17 protein-coding genes are annotated in these 21,312 nt (G+C 73.4%); 14 read left to right on the top strand and 3 right to left on the bottom strand.

The features are described 5' to 3' along the window. Positions 1-38: 38 nt before the first annotated feature. Positions 39-590: a winged helix-turn-helix transcriptional regulator gene (locus ACFYWQ_RS15840; protein WP_389516739.1), complete on the bottom strand. Its 552-nt coding sequence runs from the start codon at positions 588-590 to the stop codon at positions 39-41. Between the two features lie 287 nt (positions 591-877). Between ACFYWQ_RS15840 and ACFYWQ_RS15835 the strand changes: the two genes are divergently transcribed. The 3 genes from ACFYWQ_RS15835 to ACFYWQ_RS15825 all read left to right on the top strand — a co-directional run bounded on the left by ACFYWQ_RS15835 (position 878) and on the right by ACFYWQ_RS15825 (position 4,302). Continuing rightward, on the top strand, positions 878-2,194 hold the full coding sequence (locus ACFYWQ_RS15835) for an MFS transporter (RefSeq protein ID WP_389517428.1): 1,317 nt from the start codon (positions 878-880) through the stop codon (positions 2,192-2,194). A gap of 99 nt (positions 2,195-2,293) precedes the next feature. Further along, positions 2,294-2,926 carry an O-methyltransferase gene (locus ACFYWQ_RS15830; RefSeq protein WP_389516737.1) on the top strand — a complete coding sequence of 211 codons (633 nt, stop codon included), beginning with the start codon at positions 2,294-2,296 and terminating at the stop codon, positions 2,924-2,926. Between the two features lie 350 nt (positions 2,927-3,276). Further along, the gene (locus ACFYWQ_RS15825) at positions 3,277-4,302 is read left to right on the top strand and encodes an amidohydrolase family protein (protein WP_389516736.1); all 1,026 of its coding nucleotides are present in this window, start codon (positions 3,277-3,279) and stop codon (positions 4,300-4,302) included. 73 nt (positions 4,303-4,375) lie between these two features. On the opposite strand, the gene ACFYWQ_RS15820 is transcribed toward ACFYWQ_RS15825, so the two are convergent. Both ACFYWQ_RS15820 and ACFYWQ_RS15815 read right to left on the bottom strand, forming a co-directional pair. Beyond that, a complete protein-coding gene (locus tag ACFYWQ_RS15820) occupies positions 4,376-4,804 on the bottom strand; it encodes a RidA family protein (protein WP_389516734.1) in 429 nt (142 codons plus the stop codon). Positions 4,805-4,890: 86 nt separating this feature from the next. After that, positions 4,891-5,454, bottom strand: coding sequence for a GNAT family N-acetyltransferase (locus ACFYWQ_RS15815; RefSeq protein WP_389516732.1), 564 nt, complete (start codon positions 5,452-5,454; stop codon positions 4,891-4,893). Positions 5,455-5,693: 239 nt separating this feature from the next. Here ACFYWQ_RS15815 and ACFYWQ_RS15810 point away from each other — a divergent pair, with 239 nt between their 5' ends. The 11 genes from ACFYWQ_RS15810 to ACFYWQ_RS15760 all read left to right on the top strand — a co-directional run bounded on the left by ACFYWQ_RS15810 (position 5,694) and on the right by ACFYWQ_RS15760 (position 21,306). Beyond that, positions 5,694-5,846, top strand: coding sequence for a hypothetical protein (locus ACFYWQ_RS15810; RefSeq protein WP_389516730.1), 153 nt, complete (start codon positions 5,694-5,696; stop codon positions 5,844-5,846). A 90-nt stretch (positions 5,847-5,936) separates the two neighbouring features. Beyond that, a complete protein-coding gene (locus ACFYWQ_RS15805; RefSeq protein WP_389516727.1) occupies positions 5,937-7,928 on the top strand; it encodes a non-ribosomal peptide synthetase in 1,992 nt (663 codons plus the stop codon). After that, a complete protein-coding gene (locus ACFYWQ_RS15800; protein WP_389516724.1) occupies positions 7,925-11,098 on the top strand; it encodes a condensation domain-containing protein in 3,174 nt (1,057 codons plus the stop codon). Before ACFYWQ_RS15805 ends, ACFYWQ_RS15800 begins: the two co-directional genes overlap by 4 nt. Then, on the top strand, positions 11,095-11,457 hold the full coding sequence (locus tag ACFYWQ_RS15795; RefSeq protein WP_389516722.1) for a phosphopantetheine-binding protein: 363 nt from the start codon (positions 11,095-11,097) through the stop codon (positions 11,455-11,457). The genes ACFYWQ_RS15800 and ACFYWQ_RS15795 overlap by 4 nt, the downstream gene beginning before the upstream one ends. A gap of 25 nt (positions 11,458-11,482) precedes the next feature. Further along, positions 11,483-15,043: a beta-ketoacyl synthase N-terminal-like domain-containing protein gene (locus ACFYWQ_RS15790; protein WP_389516720.1), complete on the top strand. Its 3,561-nt coding sequence runs from the start codon at positions 11,483-11,485 to the stop codon at positions 15,041-15,043. Positions 15,044-15,240: 197 nt separating this feature from the next. Continuing rightward, positions 15,241-16,074, top strand: a complete 834-nt coding sequence (locus ACFYWQ_RS15785) for a 3-hydroxyacyl-CoA dehydrogenase family protein (RefSeq protein ID WP_389517426.1) — start codon at positions 15,241-15,243, stop codon at positions 16,072-16,074. Then, positions 16,071-16,346: an acyl carrier protein gene (locus ACFYWQ_RS15780; RefSeq protein WP_389516718.1), complete on the top strand. Its 276-nt coding sequence runs from the start codon at positions 16,071-16,073 to the stop codon at positions 16,344-16,346. The genes ACFYWQ_RS15785 and ACFYWQ_RS15780 overlap by 4 nt, the downstream gene beginning before the upstream one ends. Continuing rightward, the gene (locus tag ACFYWQ_RS15775) at positions 16,339-17,490 is read left to right on the top strand and encodes an acyl-CoA dehydrogenase family protein (protein WP_389516716.1); all 1,152 of its coding nucleotides are present in this window, start codon (positions 16,339-16,341) and stop codon (positions 17,488-17,490) included. The genes ACFYWQ_RS15780 and ACFYWQ_RS15775 overlap by 8 nt, the downstream gene beginning before the upstream one ends. Further along, positions 17,487-18,470 (top strand): 3-oxoacyl-[acyl-carrier-protein] synthase III C-terminal domain-containing protein, encoded by a 984-nt coding sequence (locus ACFYWQ_RS15770; RefSeq protein WP_389516713.1) that lies wholly within the window; start codon positions 17,487-17,489, stop codon positions 18,468-18,470. The genes ACFYWQ_RS15775 and ACFYWQ_RS15770 overlap by 4 nt, the downstream gene beginning before the upstream one ends. 63 nt (positions 18,471-18,533) lie before the next feature. After that, on the top strand, positions 18,534-19,727 hold the full coding sequence (locus ACFYWQ_RS15765) for an HAD-IIIC family phosphatase (protein ID WP_389516711.1): 1,194 nt from the start codon (positions 18,534-18,536) through the stop codon (positions 19,725-19,727). Continuing rightward, entirely contained in the window at positions 19,720-21,306 is a 1,587-nt protein-coding gene (locus ACFYWQ_RS15760; protein WP_389516710.1) for an amino acid adenylation domain-containing protein, read from the top strand. Before ACFYWQ_RS15765 ends, ACFYWQ_RS15760 begins: the two co-directional genes overlap by 8 nt. The last annotated feature ends 6 nt before the right edge of the window (positions 21,307-21,312 follow it).

Below are 21,312 nucleotides of genomic sequence, written 5' to 3'. Positions count from 1 at the left end.
CGTACGGACCCTCGGCCCGTACGGACCCTCGGTCCCCGTTACTCGGATCCCGCCGTGACGGTGTCGGTGACCACCGGTTGCAGCAGCCGCTTCGGGCGCAACAGCGCCCGGCTGACCGGGTCCGCCGGGTCGGGGTCGAGCCCGGGGCCCGGCAGCATCTCGACGTCCGCCACGGCCACGACGGTCGCGCAGACGGGGCATTCGCCGTACGGGCCGAGTTCGGTGCCGCAGTCGGCGTGCCGGAAGATCCGCAGGGGTACGAGGTCGTAGTTGTCGCGCCCCCACGTCGACAGTGCGCGCAGGGCGGGCCACAGGGCGGTGCCGCGGTCGGTGACGACGTACTCGTCCCTGGGGGGCGACTCCTGGTAGCGGCGCTTGTCGAGGATTCCCTCGGCGGTGAGCGTCTGGAGGCGGTTGGCCAGGACGGCGCGCGGGATGCCGAGGTGGACGAGGAAGTCGTTGTAGCGCCGGACGCCGTAGAGCGCGTCGCGCACCACCAGCAGCGTCCACCGTTCGCCGACGACCTCCAGCGCGCGGGCGATCGAGCACTCCTGCTTCGCGTAGTCCTTGCCCAGTGTCATGCCGTCCACTGTAACCAATTTCCCCGCGTCGATTCAGTGACTGAACCTAGGGTGCTAGCCTGAAGTCCTCGTCAGTTCAGTCAGTGAACTGACCTGCCCAGTCAGGCGTTCCTCGATCGTGTCCGCGGTCCAGCCGCGGCCCGGAAGGACGGACACCCGTGAACGACACCGCAACCGGCACCGACGTCGAGGGGAAGACGGGGAGCGGCTCCTCCCTCGCTCCCGGCGGCACCGCCGCACCGAAGGGGGACCGGTCCCGCCCCGACGCGCCCCCGCGCCCCGGTCTCACCCTCGCCCTGACCAGTGCCGCCACCGCGGTGGCCCTGATGACGTACACCGCGCCGACGGTCACGCTCCCCGAGACCGCCGCCGACCTGCACACCCCGCTGTCCGCGCAGGCATGGCTGCTGAACGGCACCCCGCTGGGCCTGGCCGCCCTGCTGCTGGTCGCGGGGAGCCTCGCCGACGACCACGGCCGCCGCCGGGTCTTCGTCTCCGGCACCTTCGTCCTCGGCCTCACCACCGCCCTCGGCGGATGCGCGACGTCGACCTGGCTGTTCACCCTCGCCCGCATCGCCCAGGGCGCGGCGAGCGCGGCGCTCCTCGCCAGCGGCCTGGGCCTGATCGTCCACGCCTTCCCCGCCCCGCGCGCACGGATGCACGCCACCGGAGTGTGGGGCGCCTCCGTCAGCGCCGGCGGCGCGGTGGGCCCGCTGCTCTCCGGGGCGATGCCCTCCTGGCGCCTGTCGTACGGCGTCCTGGGCGTCGTCGCGCTGATCGTGGCCGTCCTCGGGGTGCGCGGCCTCGCGGAGTCGCGCTCCCCGCGTGCCGGGCGGCCGGATCTCGCCGGTGCCGTGGCCTTCGGAGCGGCGCTGATCGCGCTGGTGGCGGCGCTCACCCTGGGGCGGGACGGCTGGCTGCGGACCCCCGTCGTCCTGCTGCTGGCGGCGGCGGTCGGGCTGACGGCCGTGTTCGCGCTGGTGGAGCGCCGCGCCGCGACCCCGATGATCGACCTCACCCTGCTGCGCCGCCCGCTCTTCCTGGCCTCCTCCGCGGGTGGTCTGTTCACCGGGCTCGCGGTGATCGGCCTGTTCAGCTTCCTGCCGACGCTGATCCAGCAGGCGACGGGGACGTCACCGATGGGCACGGCATGGCTGTTCCTCCTCTGGTCCGGCGTCTCCTTCGTGACGGCCCTCCTGACCCGCCACCTCGGTGGTCGCGTCTCGCACCGCCACCAGCTGGCGCTCGGCTTCGTCCTGCACGCGGCCGGGGTGCTGGTGATGCTGGGCGCGGTCGGCGCCGGCTCCTGGCCCCGGTTGCTGGCCGGCCTGGTCGTCGCGGGCATGGGGAGCGGCCTGCTGAACGCCGCACTGCCGCTGCTCGCCGTGGAGTCGGTGCCGATGGCCCGGGCCGCGATGGGCTCGGGTGCGCAGCAGACCTTCCGCTACATCGGTTCGTGCGCCGGGGTGGCCCTGACGATCGCGCTCGCCGCGTCGGCCGGGAGCACGGCACGGGGCGCGGACGTGGCGTTGGCGGTGTCGGCGGGACTGGCGCTGTCGGCGGCGGTGGGCGTGGCGGTCCTGCGGGACCGGGGGCACGGCCCGGCGGCGTGAGGGCCGCGCCCCCGCTCGACAACCACCCCGCTGACACGCGCTCCCTGGGCGAAATGAACGACGTTGCACGGGCAAGCGCGGCGCGTGCACCATCCCTGGATGGACGACACACCGAACACGCTGCCGCCCGCCCTGTCCGCGCTGCGGGTCGCGGCGCGAGAGGCCGGCTTCACCATGTCGTGCGAGGAGCGGACCGGCGGCTTGCTGGCCGTGCTCGCGGCCGCCCGGCCGGGCGGCCGCATCCTCGAACTCGGCACCGGTGTGGGCGAAGGCACCGCCTGGCTCCTGAGCGGGATGGACGGATCCTCTCGTCTGGTCACGGTCGAACTCGACCCCGGTGTCCAGGCGTTGGCCCGTCGGCAGCTGGGGTCCGACCCGAGGGTGACCTTCGTGGCCGCGGACGGCGGGGAATGGCTGGAGAGCTACGACGGAGAGCCCTTCGACCTGGTGTTCGCGGACACGTGGCCCGGCAAGTTCACCCACCTCGAACGAGCCCTGGACCTCGTGGCGCCCGGCGGGACCTACCTGATCGACGACCTGCTCCCGCAGCCGGGGTGGCCGGAGGCCCATGAGGCCTCCGTGCGACGGTTGCTGGCCGACCTGGAAGGACGTCACGATTTCCGGTCCGTCCGCCTCGCGTGGTCCAGCGGGCTCGTCATGGCGGTGCGGGGTGCGTCGGGGGCGACGGCCCCGCATGATGCGGCCCACGCCGGAGACCGGCCGGAGGGCTGAGACCTCCTGCCGGACCAGCCGAGAGCCGCCGGATCGGGCCGGTCAGGGCCGGTCCGGTCCGGGCCGGCCGCCGGCCGGGGCGTCGTCGCCTGCGGCACTCCGGCCACGGGCACGACCTGTGGTCGTCCTGGGGTGGACCGTCCCGGGACCGGGACCGGGGCCAGGGTGGAGGGCGGAGGCGGCACTCACGATGTCAGCACAATTGTCAACAATTATGTTGCGGATTATGCTGCTGTCGCAGCCGCCCGGGAGCCGGACGACACGCCGCGCGTGCCGACGACCGGCGTCATGGCCGCACACCAGGCTGTACCGAGCCCGGCAGCCCGACCTCTGTAGCGAGGAGCAGCTTAATGATCATCGACTGTCACGGTCACTTCACCACCGCGCCGGCCGCGCTCGGCGCCTGGCGCGACCGGCAGATCGCCGCGCTCGGCAGTCCCGCGGAGGCTCCCGACCCCGCGGATCTGCGCATCAGCGACGACGATCTGCGGCAGAGCATCGAGCCGAACCAGCTGCGCATGATGGACGAGCGGGGCATCGACGTCACGGTCTTCTCCCCGCGCGCCTCCTTCATGGCCCACCACGTCGGGGACTTCGCGACCTCCTCCCAGTGGGCCTCCCTCTGCAACGAGCTGTGCGCCCGGGTCGCCCGGCTCTACCCCGAGCGTTTCGCCATGGCGGCCATGCTCCCGCAGTCCCCGGGTGTCGACCCGGCCACCTGCATCCCCGAGCTGACCCGGTGCGTCGAGGAGTACGGTGCGGTCGCCGTCAACCTCAACCCCGATCCCTCCGGCGGCCACTGGACGGCGCCCCCGCTGACCGACCGCTCGTGGTACCCCCTGTACGAGAAGCTGGTCGAGTACGACCTCCCGGCCATGGTGCACGTCAGCACGAGCGTCAACCCGGCCTTCCACACCACGGGCGCGCACTACCTCAACGCCGACACCACCGCGTTCATGCAGCTCATCCAGGGCGACCTGTTCGCGGACTTCCCGACCCTGCGCCTCGTGATCCCGCACGGCGGCGGCGCGGTGCCCTACCACTGGGGGCGTTTCCGCGGTCTGGCGATGGCGCTGAAGAAGCCCGAGCTGGAGGAGCACGTCCTGGGCAACGTCTTCTTCGACACCTGCGTGTACCACCAGCCCGGCATCGACCTGCTGCTCGACGTGGTGCCCCGGCGCAACATCCTCTTCGCCTCCGAGATGATCGGCGCCGTCCGGGACATTGACCCGTGCTCGGGCCACCACTTCGACGACACGCGACGCTACGTCGAGGCCGCCGGCCTGTCCACCGCCGAGGTCGCCGAGATCCAGGAGCACAACGTCCGCGCCGTCTATCCGCGCCTGGACGCGCTCCTCAAGCAGCAGGGCCGATGAGCCGATGAGACGAAGCCCGGAGTCCGCCCCCGCCTCGCGGACTCCGGGCGGGCGGCGCGCCCGGGGCGGTGTCCTACGCCGGGAGGAGTGCCAACGCCTCCACCTCCAGCAGCAGTTCGGGCCGGAAGAGGGCGGCCACCTGAACCGCGGTGCTGGCAGGGGGGCGTTCGACGTCGATGTACTGGTCCCGGACCTCCCGCACGGCGGGCAGGAAGGCCACGTCGGTCACGTAGTAGGTGAGTTTGACGACGTTCCCGAAACCGGCGCCCGCCGAGGCGAGGCAGCGGCGGAGATTGTCGAAGACCTGCCGGGCCTGCGCGGCGGGGTCGCCCTCTCCGACCAGTTTTCCGTCGGCGTCGAACGAGACCTGCCCCGACACGGCGATCAGCCGGCCGGTCCCCACGACCACGTGGGTGTAGCCCGTTCCCGGGGCCACGCCGTCCGGTTCGCCGATGTGGGTGAGCAGGGAGCTGTCCTGAGCGGGTTCAGTGGTGGGTTCCATGCCCCGCATTCTGGACCGGGCGCCGCGGTCCCGGACAGGAGGGCCGGGGCGGCGGGGCGCGGAGGGGAACACCGAAGCCCCGACGGTCAGTCCGCAGGCTGACGATCCGCCGGATCGCCGGCGAGGAGTGCCCAGATCTCCAGGTCCTGGCGAACCCCGTTGAAGGGGAAAACCTCTCGGAGGGTGCCCTCGTGGCGCATTCCCAGGCGCTTGGCGACGGCGATGCTCCGGATGTTCGCGGGGGTGACCCGCCATTCCACGCGGGCCATTCCCCGTTCCTTCAGTGCCCAGTCGACGAGGTGGCGGGCCGCACGGGTCACCAGTCCCCTTCCCTCTGCCTCGGGGGAGAGCCAGACGCCGAGTTCGCACACGCCGGACGGGGTGTCGAAGATCCGGAACAGGGCGCCGCCCACCAGTTCTCCGTCCGACCAGATTCCGAATATCCGGCCACCGCCCCTGGCCTGTTCGTCCGCGTACCGCTGGAGGAATTGCCGTGATGATTCGGGGTCGGTGATGGTATGCGCCCAGGGCAGCCAGGGCACCAGGTGGGAGCGCACCCGGTCCACGTAGGTGCAGAATTCCTCCGCCTGCCAGGGCTCTAGCGGGCGCAAGTCCGCGTTTTCGGTCAAGGGATGGCTGAAAAGTGTCATAGTGAACCTCCTGTGGGCTGATTTCTGGATGCTCGGCTGCCGTGCGGAGTCATCGTAGATCAACTGCCTGAAATGCGGGGGGTGATGTCGAGCTATATCGGGAATATGGGCCCCGCGTGATCCTGCGATGCATGGATGTGAAGGCTAAATCCGTTGCGACGGTTTCCGGAAATTCAGCAAGATCAGGAGTCGGGCGAACCGCCTTATCGACATATCTGTTGACTAGGAAGGAACGGCACATGAACACGGCGTTTCTCCAGTGCTTTGCCGCGGTCGTCGTGGCTATATTCGGTGCTTCTTTGTTCGTCATTCCGTCGCAGTCGGGTGCGGGACAGGGCGGATTCGGCGCCGCCGGGACGAAGGTGCTCGCCGACCACGGCTGGGGGCCTTGACGCCGTCATGGCGGACAGCGCCTTGCACACTTCGGTCCTTCGAGGTCCACGAGTCCGATGCGAAGTCCGATGCGGGAATGAGGACGGGCTGTGACGGCAGTTTCCAGCGTGCATGACGTGGTGGCACAACAGGTCGAGGAGCGCAGCGGCGACTGTGCCGTGCGGGATCCGGCAGGAGGGTACGGGCTGTCGTACGGCGAGCTCTGGGAGCGGGCCGGGTGGCTCGCCGCGGAGCTGGCGCGGCGCGGAGTGCGCCGGGGCGATCTGGTCGCGGTCCCCCAGGACCGGTCCGTCGACCTCGTCGTGACCTTCCTCGGCATCCTGCGCTGCGGAGCCGCCTACCTGCCGCTCGACGGGCTCGCCCCGAAGGACCGGCTGGCCGGCATCGTCGCCGAGTCGGGCACCCGCTGGGCCGTTCACTCGCCCCGCCAGGACACGCTCGCCGGACCGGCCGGCCGCTGGGCGGACCTCGCCTCGTGGCTGCCGTCCGGCGTGGAGCCGCTGCCCGTGCCTCCCGCGGACCCGGGACACCCGGTGCCCGATCCGGGGACCGTGGGGGACGACCCCGCGTACGTGTCCTTCACCTCCGGCTCGACGGGCCGGCCCAAGGGCGTCGTGGTCCCGCACCGCGCGGTGCTGCGACTGGCCCTGCGCTCGAAGTTCTGCTCCGTCGCACCCGGCGACCAGGTGGCCAGCGCCGCCAATCCCGCCTTCGACGCCACCACCTTCGAGCTGTGGAACGCCCTCACCGCCGGCGGCACGGTGGTCGTCTTTCCGTCGGCCACCGATCTGCCCCTGGACGACTGGGTCGCGCTGACCCGCGCCGAGCGGATCGACACGATGTTCCTGACCACCTCCCTCTTCCACACCGTGGCCAGGGAACGTCCGGACGCCTTCGGCGCGCTGCGCAACCTCGTGGTCGGGGGCGAGCAACTGGAGATGACGGCCGTGCGCAAGGTGCTGGCGGCCGGACCGCCCGGCCGGCTGGTCAACGGGTACGGGCCGACGGAGACCACGACGTTCGCCGCCTACTTCGACTGCACCGAGGACAGTCTCGCCGGCCTGGAGCGCATCCCCGTCGGACACCCGCTCCAGGACACCACGCTCCACCTGCTCGACCCGGACCTGAACCCGGTCCCGCCCGGTGAGACCGGCGAGCTGTGCGTGGGCGGCCCCGGCGTCGCCCTCGGGTACCTGGGGCGTGAGGAGCTGACGGCCGAGCGGTTCGTCGTCCACCCCGCGACCGGCGAGCGGATCTACCGGACCGGCGACACCGGGCGCCGGCTTCCCGGCGGAGCGGTCGAACTCCTCGGCCGCAGCGACCGTCAGGTGAAACTGCGCGGCTTCCGCATCGAGCTGGAGGAGATCGAGCGGGCCGCCCTGGCCTGCGGGCTGGCCGACTCCGCCTTCGTGGAGAAGATCGGCGAGGGCCCGGCCGCCTCCCTGGTCGGCTTCGTCCTGCCGTCCGCGGACGGACTCGCCGCAGCGAACACGAACACGAACGCGAACACGAACACGAACACGAACGCGAACAAGAACGGGGACGCGGAGGCGGCGACGGGTGCCGGTGCCGCCGCGGCCGCACTGCCCGCTCTGCTGAACGCCCGGCTGGGCCGGACCCTGCCCCGCTACATGCTGCCCGCCCGCTGGCTGGTGCTGGACCGGGTCCCGCTCGGCTCCACCGGCAAGGCCGACCGGGCACGGCTGCTGGAGCTGCTCTCGGCCGAGCCCTCCGCCGCGCCCCCGGGCGGCACCGCCCGCACCACGGGGGCCGCCCCGGCCACGCGGACCGCGGAGCGGGAACTGGTGGCGCCGCTCGGTGACATCTGGCGCGAAGTGCTCGGCGTCGAGCAGGTGCTCCCCGAGCAGAACTTCCTCGACCTGGGCGGGAATTCGATCCTCGCCATGCAGGTGGCGGCCAGGGCCCGGCAGCGGCTCGGCGTACCCGTCGACGGGGGAGCGGTGCTGCTCTGCGACACCCTGGGTGAGCTGGCCGCCCACGTGGCCGAGGCCTGTGCGGCCGGCGGCCCCGCGGCCGGGTCCGAACCGGCCGGCGCGCTGCGGGGCGGGGTGGCGCCGTGACGGCCGGAGCCGGTGCGCGGAGCGCCACGGCGCGGCTCGCACCGCGGCTGTTCCCGCTGTCCTTCGCGCAGGAACGGCTGTGGTTCGTGGATGCCGCCGCCCCGGGCAACGCCACGTACAACGTGCCGCTGCTGTTCCGCTCCCACCAGCCTCTGGACGCCGTGGCGCTGGCCCGTGCCCTGGAAGCGGTCACGACGCGGCACGCACCGCTGCGGACCGTCTTCCGGCTGGCCGACGGCCGGCCCGTGCAGAGGGTGCTGGAGCCGCGTCCCGTCGAGGTCGAGGTCATCGACGTCGCAGACGCGGCGGACGCGGACGAACGTGTGCGGGCGGAGGCCGTCGCCCGCGGCCGACTGCCCTTCGACCTGGCCGGGGGACCGCTGCTGCGGTGCACGGTGTGGCGGGGTCTGCCGGAGGGCGGGGACGCCGTACTGCTGACGATCCATCACATCGCGGTGGACGGCTGGTCCCTCGCTCCTCTGTTCGACGACCTGGCGGCCGCGTACGAGGCGGCTCTGGACGGTCGCGACACCGCCCTGCCCGCCCTGTCGGCCGCCTACCCGGACTTCGCCGCGCACGAGCGCGCCACCGAGGACGACCCCGCCTTCCGGCAGCGCGTCGAGGACCGGGCCGCCGAGCTGGTGGGCATCCCCGCCGGACTGGAGCTGGCCGGACGCGCGCCGCGCGACGCCGCCCCGGACGGCTCCCGTCCCGGCCGGCAGGTCACCCGTCCCGTGGGGGAGAAGGTCCGCGAGGGCGTGGCGCAGCTGGCGCGCTCGCTCCGGGTGACTCCGTACGTGGTGCTGGCCGCGGCGTTCCAGACGGTGCTGCACCGGTGGTCGGGCCGGAGCGAGTTCCTGCTCGCGACGATGACCGCCAACCGGACGCACGCCGACCTGGAGCAGGCGGTGGGGTTCTTCGTCAACACCGTGCCGCTGCGCTGCCGGGTCGATCCGGAGGCGTCCTTCGCCGAGCTGTGCACCGCAGCGCGGCGTGCGGCGTTCCGTCAGCTGACGCACCAGAACGTTCCCTTCGACCGGCTCACCGCGGCCGCCACGGCGGCGCTCGGACAGGGCCGGCGGCCCCTGGTCGACATCGGGTTCGTCTACCAGAACATGTCCGCGCCGAAGTCGACGCGCACCAGGTGGACGCCGCCCGAGGTGCTGCACACCGGCACCGCCAAGTTCGATCTGCTGCTGATCGTCGACGAGGCCGAGGACGGGCTCGCCCTCACGGTCGAGTACGACACCGACCGCTATCCCGCGCGGACGGCCGAGGCCGTCGCGGACGGCGTGGCGGCGCTCCTGGAGCGGGTCGTCGAAGACCCCTCGGCAGCCTTGCGGGAGCTGCCCGCGCTGCCCGGTCAGCCGTCCGCCGAGGAGCTGCCCGCGCCGCCGGCCGCCGGCCTCGACGCCGCCGCGCGGTCCGGTAACCGTACGGCACAGCCCGGGGCGGCCCAGTCCGCCGGGGGCTCCGGGCTCACGGAGGGCGAGCGCCGTGCGGTGGGCTCCGGGCCGACGGAGGGCGAGCGCCGTGCGGCGGGCTCCGGGCTCACGGAGGCCGAGCGCCGTGCGGCCGGGCTCTTCGCCGCCGCACTGGCCGGCCCCGGTTCCGTCCTCGACCCGGCCGGGCTGCCGCCCGACACGAACTTCTTCATGCTCGGCGGCCACTCGCTGCTCGCCGTGACGATGCTCGCGGACGCCCAGCGCCGGTACGGCGCCGCCCTCTCGCCCCGGGACTTCCTCGCCGAACCCACGGTCGCGGGCCTCGGCCGGCTGCTCGCCGCCGGGACGACGGGGGAGCGCCGAGGCGCCCCGTCCGACGCCGGCCGGCCGCAGGCCGTCGCGGTCCCCGACGAGCGGCAGCACCCGGCATCCCCCATCCAGCAGCGGTTCTGGTTCCTGGACCGGCTGCCCTCGCTGCGGGCGGCGTACCTCATCCCGACCGTCGTGGAGTACACCGGCGCGGTGGACCGGGACGCGCTGCGCGGCGCGGTGGACGTGGTGCTCGCCCGGCACCCCTCACTGCGGTCCCGGTTCTTCCTCGACCGCCGCAAGCGGCAGGTGTGCTACAGCACCGACGGCACACCCGCGGTCACGCCCGTCACGGACGCCTCCGACTGGAACGCCGCACGGCTGCGCGAGCACCTGTCCCGCCTGTGCTGGGCGCCGATGGACCTGGCGCTGGGCACCCTCGCCCGGGCGGAGATCGTGATCGCCGGGGAGCGCACCCTGCTGGTGCTCGTCGTGCACCACATCGTCGCCGACGGCTGGTCGCGCGACCTGCTGACGGCCGAGATCACCGAGGTGTACCGGGCCGCCACCACCGGGCGCGAGCCGGAGCTGCGCGATCCCGTGCACCCCTCGCTGCTCACCGACGGTGACGGCGACGGCCCCGGCGCCGCGGACGTGGCCGCGCAGACGGCGGCGCTGCTGGAGCACCTGCGCGGCGCTCCGGTGGACGTCGAGCTGCCGCACGACCGGCCGCGCGGCGAACTCCAGACCACCGACGCGGGCCTGTGCACCACCCGGCTCGGCGGTGACGTGGCCGCCGGGCTGCGCGCGGTGACCGGCGCCGCCCTCGGGTGCACGATGTTCATGACGAGCGCCGCGCTGCTCGCGGTGACCCTCGCCCGGCGCGGCGACCAGCGGGACTTCCTCTTCGCCTTCCCCTGGGCCGGCCGGGAGACCAGCGGCAGCGCCGACGCCGTGGGCATGCTCGTCAACACCCTGGTGCTCCGTGTCGACCTGCGCCGGACCACCACCTGGGCCGGTCTGCTGGCCCAGGTCAGGGAGAGCTGCGTGGTCTCCTACCGCAACGCCCATGTCGCGCTGGACGCGCTCGCCGCCGAGCTGCACCCCGACCGCGACCTGAGCCGTCCGGCCCTCACACCGGTCTACCTCACCTTCCAGGGCAGCGCACCGGTACCGGACGAGCTCGCCCCCGGCGTCACCGGCCGTCATCTGCCGCTCGACCCGCTGCACCTGAAGTACGAACTCGAACTCGTGGTGACGGAACACGGGGCGCGGGACATGGAACTGGCCTTCTCCTACACCACCGGCCTGTTCGGCGAGGACACCGTGCGCGGGCTGCTCGCCGAGCTGGCGGTGGCCGCCGCGGACCTGGTCGCCGACCCGGATTCGCATCCACTCAAGAGGAGCTTGTCGTGAACGACGCCACGGCCGCACAGGCACCGGCCCCGAATCAGACGGAACTTCTCCTCAAGGTCCGGCAGGCCTGGGCCGACGTGCTCGACCTGGACAGCGCGGACCAGGTGCCCGTCGACGTCAACTTCCTCGAAGCGGGCGGCAGTTCGCTGCTGCTGATCATGCTCTGGGAGGAGCTCCACCCGCTCGCCTCCCACGCCCTGAAGGTGTCCGACCTCTTCCAGCACAGCACCGTCCAGGCCCAGGTCTCCCTGCTGGCCGGCACCGACGAGGCCGGTCAGGAGCCCGGCACCCGGCTGGGCGCACCCAACCGCGAAGGGCTGCTGAGCCGGGCGCGACGAAGCCAGCTCGTCTCCGAGTGACGGCGAACGGAACGGATCCCCAGCCATGACGAACAGCACGGACATAGCGGTCGTCGGTGTCGGCCTGCGCTACCCGGACGCCACCACCCCTCAGGAGTTCTGGCGGAACGTCGACCGCGGTGTCGTCTCCATGCGGGAGATGTCGGAGGACCAGCTGAAGGCCGCCGGGATCACCGGCGAGATGCTCGCCGACCCCGCCTTCGTACGCGTGGCCACCTCCCTGCCGGGCGTCGAGGACTTCGCCTCCGAGTTCTTCGGCTACCCGCCGCGTGAGGCGGCGACGATCGACCCCCAGCAGCGGCTCTTCCTGGAGGCGTGCTGGGAGGCCCTGGAGGCCGCGGGCCATCCGGCCCGCAAGGACGGTCCCGTGACCGGCGTCTTCGCCGGCAGCGCCGCGGGGAACTACTCGGCGGCCCTGCTCGCGGCCAAGGCCCGGCGGGAGGGGCTGCGCGCCGCGGTGGACGACCTGGAACTCACCGTCGGCGGCCAGGCCGACTTCATGACCTCCCGCGTCGCCTACAAGCTGGGTCTGCGAGGCCCGGCCCTGAGCATCCAGACCGGCTGTTCCTCCTCCCTGTACGGGGTGCACTACGCCACCCTGAGCCTGCTGTCGGGCGAGTGCGACATCGCGCTGGCCGGCGGCGCCACGGTGCTGGAGCCCTTCCGCGGCTACCGCCACCAGCCCGGCGGGGTCCTCTCCGAGGACGGCTACTGCCGCTCCTTCGACGCGAGTTCCACCGGCACCACCTACAGCTCCGGCATCGGCGTCGTCGCCCTGCGCCGCCTGGCGGACGCCCTCGCCGACGGTGACGAGGTGCTGGCGGTGGTCCGCGGCAGCGCGGTCGGCAACGACGGAGGGGACCGGCTCGGCTTCGTCGCCCCCAGCCCCCACGGCGTCGCCGACGTGATCGCTTCCGCGCTGCGCACCGCCGACGTCTCCGCCGACCTGGTGCGGTACGTCGAGGCCCACGGCACCGCCACCCCGGTGGGCGACAACATCGAACTCATCGCCCTCACCAAGGCGTTCCGTGCCACCACGGCCAAGAGCGGCTACTGCGGGCTCGGTTCGGTCATGTCCAACATCGGACACACCGGCCCGGCCGCCGGCATCGCGGGCTTCATCAAGGCGGTGCACGTGGCGCGGACGGGCAAGGTCCCACCGCACCCGACCTTCGAGCGGCCGCGCGACCCGGGCATCCTGGAGGAGAGCCCGTTCTTCGTCACCACCGCGCCCGAGCGCTGCGCGGCCCCCGAGCGCCACGTCCTGGTGAACTCCATGGGCGTCGGCGGCACCAACGCCGCCGTGGTGCTGGCCCCGCCGCCCGCTCCCGTGCGGCCCGCCGCACCGCCGCGATCCACGGTGCGCCTCGTGCTGTCCGCCCGTACCCGTGCCGAGCTGGACCAGCAGTCCCGCAGACTGGCCGACGCCCTCGACGACGGCGAGCTGCCCGCCGAGGACGTCGCCCACACGCTGCGCGTCGGCCGGGCCTCCTTCGACGAGCGACGGGTGATCACCGCTCCGGCGCACCGCCTGGCGGCCGCGCTGCGGCTGCCGCGCCCGCCCGCCGTACGGACCGGGCGCATCGACGGTGCGCGGTCCGCGCTGGTGGTGCTGCCGCCGGCCGGGGCACCGCAGCCGCCCGCCGCGCTGACGGCGGGGCTGAAGGCCGTGCTGCCGGCGGGCACCGAGGTGGTGGCCGGACTCCCGGAGACGGTGCCCGAGGGCCGCTTCGCGCTGCTCGCCGGGCACGGCGAGCCCGCCCGGGACCGCCATGTGATCAGCGCGCGGTCCTGCGCGGACGCCGACGAGAACGCCGTGGCCGACCTCCTGGAGGAGGCCGCGACGGCGGCCTGGCTGCACGGCGTCGAGGTGGACTGGGAAGCACTGGCGGGCGGGACGGGCCGCCGGGTGACACTGCCGACGTACCCGTTCACCCGCAAGCGGCACTGGGCCCTGGACCGGCTGGCCGGTTTCGACCAGCCCGCCCGGCAGCCGGAGGACGCCGCCGCGGCCCCGGCCGCCGGGACGGCTCCCGCCGGCGGCACCCGCGGTCCGGCGCCCGCCGCGACCGCCGCGCCCGGCACGACTGCCGCGACCGTCGCGCCCGGCACGCTGGAGGCACAGCTCACCGAGCTGTGGCAGGAGCTCTTCGGCCTGGACACCGTCGGCCTCGACGACGAGTTCGGATCCCTGGGGGGCACCTCCCTGCTCTCCGTCCAGATGGTCCTGGAGATCCAGCAGCGGCACGGCGTGCTGATCAACATCCACCGGGCGGGCGGCAGCCAGACCACCGTCCGCCGGCTCGCACAGATCGTCACCGGACTGCGGAACGGCGCCGGACTCGGCGACGCGGAGGTCGACCCCGCCGCCGACGGAGACGGGGCCCTGGTCGACACGGACCTCCAGATCCCGCTGGAGCCGCTGGCCAAGCAGTCGGCCCCCGGCCGGGACGTGCTGCTCACCGGCGCCACCGGCTACCTCGGCGCCTTCCTCCTCGACGCGCTGCTCACCGCGTCCGAGGCGTCCGGGGGCCGCGTCTACTGCGTCGTACGGGCCGCCGACGAGGCCGAGGGCATGGCCCGGCTGAAGGCCGCCGCGGCCAAGTTCGGGCTGCCGGAGCCGGACCCGGAGAGAGTGCGCGCGGTCCCCGGTGACCTGAGGGACATCGCGACCGTGTGCCGCGAGTACCGGGGCGGCGAACTGGCCACGCGCGTCCGGCACGTGCTGCACTGCGCGGCCAAGGTCGTCTTCACCGAGCCGTACCGGATGCTGCGCGAGGACAACGTCCTGCCGCTGGTCGGGCTGCTCAACTGGATGCGGCCGCTGGGCATCCGCGACATCAGCTTCATCTCCACGGTCGCCGCCACGGCGCCCACCGGCGCCGACGGGCAGCTGATGGAGACCCGTGACCAGCCGCTGGACCCGCAGCTGGGCGGCTACGGCGTGAGCAAGTGGGTCGGCGAGCGCATCCTGGACCGCGCCGACCAGGACGGCATGCGGGTCCGGGTCTTCCGGCCCGGCCTGATCATGGCCTCGACCGCTTCCGGGGCCTGCAACGACAAGGACCTGATCTGGTTCCTGCTCGCCAGCGGCCTGGCGGTGGGGGCACGCCCGGTCGACGACCGCGGCATGCCGGTCTCGCCGGTGGACGTGCTCTCCCGCGCGGTCGCCGAACTCGCCCTGTCCGCCAAGTCCGTGGGCCGCGCCTACCACCTGGTGGACGAGGTCTCCCCCAGCCTGGAGGACCTCTTCGCCGCCCTGGAGGAGGCCGGACTGCCCACCCGCACCGTGCCGCTGACCGAGTGGCAGCGGCTGATCGCCGAGCGGGCCCAGGCCACCGGCAGCAAGGTGCTCTCGGCCACGGCCCTGTACGAGATGGAGGGCCACGAACTCGACGAGGCCGGCGTGCAGGCGAAGGGCTGGCAGTCCTGGCTGCGCCGCACCGGGCTGTCCCCGGCCGTCAGCGGCAGCCAGCTGCGCCGGGGACTGGCGTTCCTGTCCCACCGCAGCGAGGACGTCGGCTCCCTGCTGCCCGAGCTGGCGGCGGAGGGCGCGCGGACAGCGGCGAAGGAGGAGGAGAAGTGAGCGAGACCCGCACCAGCGACACCGACGCCCCTGAGGGCGCCGCAGCCGGCTCCGCGCCCGACGCCGCACCCGGCTCCGCACCCGAGGCTGCGCCCGGCGCCGCACCCGAGGCTGCGCCCGACGCCGCCCCCAGCTCCGCCCCCGGCTCCGCACCCAGCCCGGACGGCCACGCGGACGGCCCGGCCCACCGCCTCGCGGTGATCGGCGCCGGCGTCATGGGCACCGGCATCAGCACCCTGGCCGTCGGCCACGGCCTGCCGGTCGTGCTCGTCGACGTCGACCGGGCCGCCCTCGACAAGGCCCGCGCGGGCGTCGCGGCCCAGCTGCGGCTGGCCCGGATGATGGGCAAGGTGCCCCGGGAGGGCGCCACCGGCGAGCTGGTCACCACCACCCGCCTGGCGGACATCGTCCGGGCCACCGCCGTGATCGAGGCGGTCACCGAACTCGCCCCGCTGAAGGCCGAGGTGCTGGCCGAGGCGTCCGCCCTGGTCGCCCCGGGAACCCTGCTGGTCTCCAACACCTCCGCGGTCCCCATCGACGAGCAGGCGGACGCGGTGCGGCGGCCGGAGGACCTGGTCGGCATCCACTTCATGAACCCGCCGTACATGATCCACACGGCGGAGCTGATCCGCGGGCCGCGCTCCGGGGAGCACGCCCTCGCCGCCGCCCGCGCCCTGCTCAAGGCGCTGGGACAGGACGGCATCGAGGTCGGGGACGGCCCGGGCTTCGTGGTCAACCGGATCCTCCAGCGCATGATCAACGAAGCCGCCCGCATCGTGGCCGACGGCATCGCCGACCCGGCGTCCGTCGACGCCGCCTTCGAGGGCTGCCTGGGGCACACCACCGGCCCGCTCGCCACCGCCGACCTCATCGGCCTCGACAACGTGGTCGACTCGCTGCGCGTGCTGCGCGAGCGCACCGGCGACGCCGGTTACGAGCCCTGCGCCCTGCTGCTGGACAAGGTCGCCGCGGGCGACTTCGGCCGCAAGACCGGCCGCGGATTCTTCGAGCACGGAGGTAGCACGTCATGACCACGCCCACCGAGCAGTCCCTGACGGCCGAGTCGATCGGCGAGAACCTGACCGCGTTCCTGCGGCGGCGTACCAGGACGGACGTCGCCCCCGACGTGGACCTCTTCGCCTCCGGGCTGGTCACCTCGCTCTTCGCCATGGAGCTGCTGGTCCACGTGGAGAGCACCTTCGGCGTGCAGGTGACCGGCCCGCACCTGAACATGGACAACTTCCGCACGGTGGAGCGGATGACCGAGCTCGTGCTGCGTCTGCGAGGCGGTACGGGTGAGTGAGCCTCAGCTCCGGGAGCCGGTCCCGGCGACGGCCCACGACACGGCGCGGTCGGAGCTGGAACGGCTGGCCACCGATCTGGTCGCCGACCGGGCCGACGCCTGGGACCGGGCGGGGGAACTCCCCCGCGACCTGCTGCGCGAGCTGGGCGGCAAGGGCCTGCTGGCCGCCCAGGTCCCGGCGGCGTACGGCGGCCCGGGGCTGACCGGCGTCGAGAACGGCGAGCTGACCGCGCACGTCGGCTCCCTCTGCTCCTCCGTGCGCAGCGTGATGACCTCCCAGGGCATGGCCGCCTGGACCGTGCAGCGCTTCGGCGACGAGGAGCAGAAGACCGCCTGCCTCAGCGCCCTGACGTCCGGTCGGCTGGCCGGCGTGGCCTTCAGCGAACCCGGCGCCGGCAGCGACCTCGCGGCCATGGCCACCACCATCCGGCGCGACGGTGACACCGTCGTCGTGGACGGCCGCAAGGTCTGGGTCACCGTCGGCGCCTACGCCGACCTCCTGGTGGTCTTCGGCCGCTACGGTGCGGGCGCGGCCGTCGTCGTCGTACCGGCCGACGCCCCGGGAGTCACCGTGGAGCGGGTGGCCGATCCGATGGGCTGCCGGGCCGCCGGCCACGCCGGCATCCGGCTCGACGGCGTACGGCTGCCCGCCGACAGCCTGCTCGGCGGCGCCGGCCTGCCCACCGACTGGCTGGTGACGTCGGCGCTGACCTACGGCCGGATCTCGGTGGCCTGGGGCTGCGTCGGCATGCTGCGCGCCTGCCTGCGGGCGGCCTGCGGGCACGCCGCCACCCGCGAACAGTTCGGCGCCCCGCTGGCCGAGCACCAACTGGTCGCCCGGCACCTCGCGGAACTCCACGTCGCCCAGGAGGCCGCCACCCGCTGCTGCGAGTACGCCAGCCGCTGCTGGGACGAGGGGGACCCCCGGTTGGTGACCGCCGCCGTGACGGCCAAGCACCTGGCGGCCGGACAGGCCACGCGCGGAGCCGCCACGGCGGTTCAGGTGATGGCCTCGGCCGGGGCCCGCGACGGCGGCCCGGTGGCCCGCGCCTACCGCGACGCCAAACTCATGGAGATCATCGAGGGCAGCAACGAGATCAGCCAGCTGCTGCTGGGCAAGCACGCCCTGGCGGTGTGGTCATGACCATCGGCATCGGCACCATCCACTGCGTGCTCCCGACGGAGCCCACGAGCGTGGCCTCCCTCCCCGAGTACTCCGGACTCGGCGAGGAGGAGGCCGAGTTCGTCCAGGGCAGTGGCATCGCCACGGTCGGCGTCCTCGACGACCGCAGCGCCGGGGACCTGGCGCTCGAGGCCGTCCGGGGCCTGCTGGCCCGGCTGGACGAGGACGACTCCGGTGCCCCGCCGCGGCCGGACACGCTGATGCTGGTCGGCCCGCGCGCGCCGGACGTGCTGCTCGGCTCCGACGTGTGCCGGATCCAGGCCGACGCGAAACTCGACGGCGCGTTCGCGTTCACCGTGGATGGCCTGGGCTGCACCGGCTCCAGCGCGGCCTGGGCACTCGGCCGCGACCTGCTGCTGGCCGACCCCTCCCGGCAGAGCGTGCTGATCGCCCACGGCAGCCGGCCCACCGGCCTGGACCGGGTCCGGTACCCGGTCACCGTGATCGGCGACGGCGCCTGTGCCATGACCCTGGTGCGGGGCGGCCGCCCCGTGCTGCGCGCCCACCGCATGGAGACCGACGGCTCCTTCCACGACCTGTTCCGGGTCGACTACAAGGACGTCCCGTACTACGAGTGGCGCGAGGAGTGCCGGTCCGCGGACCGCTACCGCTTCGACCTGGCCCTGCACAGCCGGATGCGGCTGGGCCGGATGGTGGACGAGGTCCTCGACGATGCGGGCGTGGCCAAGGACGACGTCGCCGCGACCCTCATGCAGAACGTGACGGCGAGCGCCTACCAGTTCTACGCGTCCCTCCTCGGCCTCCCCGTCCACCCGGTCTGCAACGAGCACCTCGCCGCCTACGGACACCTGGGCGCCATGGACGTCGTGCTCAACCTCGACCGGCTGCTGGCGCGGGGCGAGCTGCGCCGGGGCGATCTCGTGCTGGTCCTGAACAACAGCCCGGTCGCCGCCTGGGCCGTGACCCTGTGGGAGGTCTGAACCGTGTCACCGGCGGAAGCAGGAGCAGGAGCAGGAGCAGGAAGCAGAACGGAGAAGGGCAGGATGGACGCGACGGACGCGACGGACGCCTCCGCCCCGACGGGAACGTCCCCGACCGCCCCGACGGGAACGTCCCCGGCCGCCCCGACGGGAACGCCCCCGGCCGTCAAGTGCCTGGTGTGGGACCTGGACAACACCCTGTGGAACGGGACCCTCCTGGAGGACGGCGAGGTCACGCTGCCCGAGCCGATACGCGACGTCGTGCGCGTCCTGGACGAGCGCGGCATCCTCCAGGCGGTGGCCAGCAAGAACGACCACGACCACGCCTGGGGACGGCTGGAGAAGCTCGGGATCGCCGAGTACTTCGTCCTTCCGCACATCGGCTGGGGCCCCAAGTCGGAGTCCGTGCGGCGGATCGCCGAACGGCTCGGCTTCGCGCACGGGACCATCGCCTTCGTCGACGACCAGCCCGCCGAGCGGGCCGAGGTCGCCCACCACCTGCCCGCGGTGCGGTGCTACCCGGCGGAGCAGGCCGCGCAGCTGGCCTCACTGCCGGAGTTCAGCCCCGTGGTGACCCCCGACTCACGGCGCCGCCGCGAGATGTACCAGGCCGGCTTCAGCCGGGAGGCGGCCCGCGAGGAGTTCGCCGGGCCGGACGAGGAGTTCCTGCGCACCCTCGGCCTGGAGATGACCATCCGCCGGGCCACCGAGCCCGACCTGGCCCGGGTCGAGGAACTGACCCTGCGCACCAGCCAGATGAACGCCACGGGCGTCCACTACGGCGACGAGCGGCTGCGTGCGCTGCTGGCCGACCCGGCGCACGAGGTGCTCGTGGTCCAGCTGCGCGACCGGTTCGGCGACCACGGGGCCGTGGGCATCGTGCTGCTCCAGAGGCATCCCGGCGCCTGGCTGCTCAAGCTGCTCGCCACGTCCTGCCGGGTGGTCTCCTTCGGCGCCGGCGCCGTGCTGCTGCGCTGGCTCATCGACGAGGCGGCCCGCTCCGGGGTGCGGCTCCTCGCGGACTTCCGGCGCACCGAACGCAACCGGATGATGGAGGTCGCCTACCGCTTCGCCGGGTTCGCCCCGTACGAGGGCGAACGCTCCGACGTCCTGCCCGGCGAGGCCGGTGCCGCGGACCACGAGGGCGTCGAGCTGCTGTCCATCGAGCCCGTACGGCAGGAGCCGCCCACCACCATGCGCCTCGACGCGCCCGGCCTGGGCACCGACGAGGCCGCCGGGGGGACGGGCCGTGACTGACGTGCTGACGATGTACGAGTGGTTCGAGCGGTCCGCCGCCCGCCACCCCGGCCTGCCGGCGCTGGAGGCGGGCGGCGAACGGCTCACCTACGGAGAGCTGCGCACCGCGGCCGAGGCGGTCGCCGGCCGGCTCGTCGAGGAGCACGGCGCGGTACCCGCCCGTGTCTCCGTGATGGCGACCCGCAGTGTGGTGTCCCTGGTCGGCTACCTGGCGGCCCTGCGCCTGGGCGCCACGGTCACCCCCGTGAACCCCGCCTTCCCGGCCTCGCGCAACCGCATGATCTGCGAACTGGCCCGGAGCGAGGTGCTGATCGCGGACGCCGCCGACGCGGCCCAGCTCGACAAGGAGCTCGGCGGTGTCGTACCGACCGCGCTGCGGCTGGCCGCGGACGAGGTGGCGGCCGCCGGGCGCGCCGGCGCCGCGCCCGCGCACCCGCTGCCCGCACCGGCCTCGTCCCCGGACGACGTGGCGTACGTGCTGTTCACCTCGGGGTCGACCGGACGGCCCAAGGGAGTGCCCATCCGGCACCGCCACGTCTCCCCGTACCTCGCGCACAACATCGCGCGGTTCGGCGTGGGACCGGGCTGCCGGATGTCGCACACCTTCGACCTCACCTTCGACCCGTCGGTGTTCGACCTGTTCGTCACCTGGGGCGGTGGTGCGACCCTCGTCGTGCCCGGCCGGGCCGAACTGCTGTCGCCGGTCGACTACGTGTCGGACAACGGGATCACGCACTGGTTCTCGGTGCCGTCCGTCGTCTCGGTCGCCGCGGAGCTGGGCAATCTGCCGACCGGACGGGCGACCGGGCTGCGGATGAGCGTCTTCATCGGCGAACAGCTCTCGTACGACCAGGCGGACTCCTGGCGCGCGGTGGCGCCGCAGGCGACGCTCGTGAACGTCTACGGCCCCACCGAACTCACCGTCGCCTGCACCGAGTACACCCTGCCGGCCGACACCGGACAGTGGCCGAAGACCTCCAACGACACGGTGCCGATCGGACCCGTCCACGGCTTCCTGGAGCACCTGGTGCTCGACGAGCGGGGCCGCCCCGCCGAGGAGGGCGAGCTGGTGGTACGCGGCTCCCAGCGCTTCGACGGCTACCTCGACCCCGGCGACGACAAGGGGCGCTTCCTGCTGTACGGCGAGGACGGCGTCACCGTGTACGACGGTGAGGGCGGGGTGACGGCGGAGCACTACTACCGCACCGGTGACCGGGTGCGGTGGGAGGACGGACACCTCGTGCACCTGGGCCGGCTGGACAACCAGGTGAAGGTGCGCGGCTACCGCGTCGAACTCGGCGAGATCGAGGCCGTCCTGCGACGGCACCCCGCCGTGCGCCAGGCCGTCGTGGTCGCGCTGCGCGACGGGAACGACACCGAGCTCGTGGGCTGCTACACCGGCGAACCGGCCGAGCCGGGCGTCCTCGCCCGGGCCCTGCGCAAGCAGTTGCCCGTCCACATGGTGCCGCGCCGGTTCCGGCTCCTGGAGGCGATGCCGCTCAACGCCAACGGCAAGATCGACCGGCCCCGCATCACGTCCGACCTCAGGTCACTTCGCCCGGCGCCCACGGCCGGCTAGGAGATT

The organism is Streptomyces sp. NPDC003247 (assembly GCF_042888135.1).
Lineage (GTDB): Bacteria > Actinomycetota > Actinomycetes > Streptomycetales > Streptomycetaceae > Streptomyces.
The sequence above is the reverse complement of the archived record's forward strand: the minus strand, read 5'-3'. Positions and strand labels throughout refer to the sequence as shown.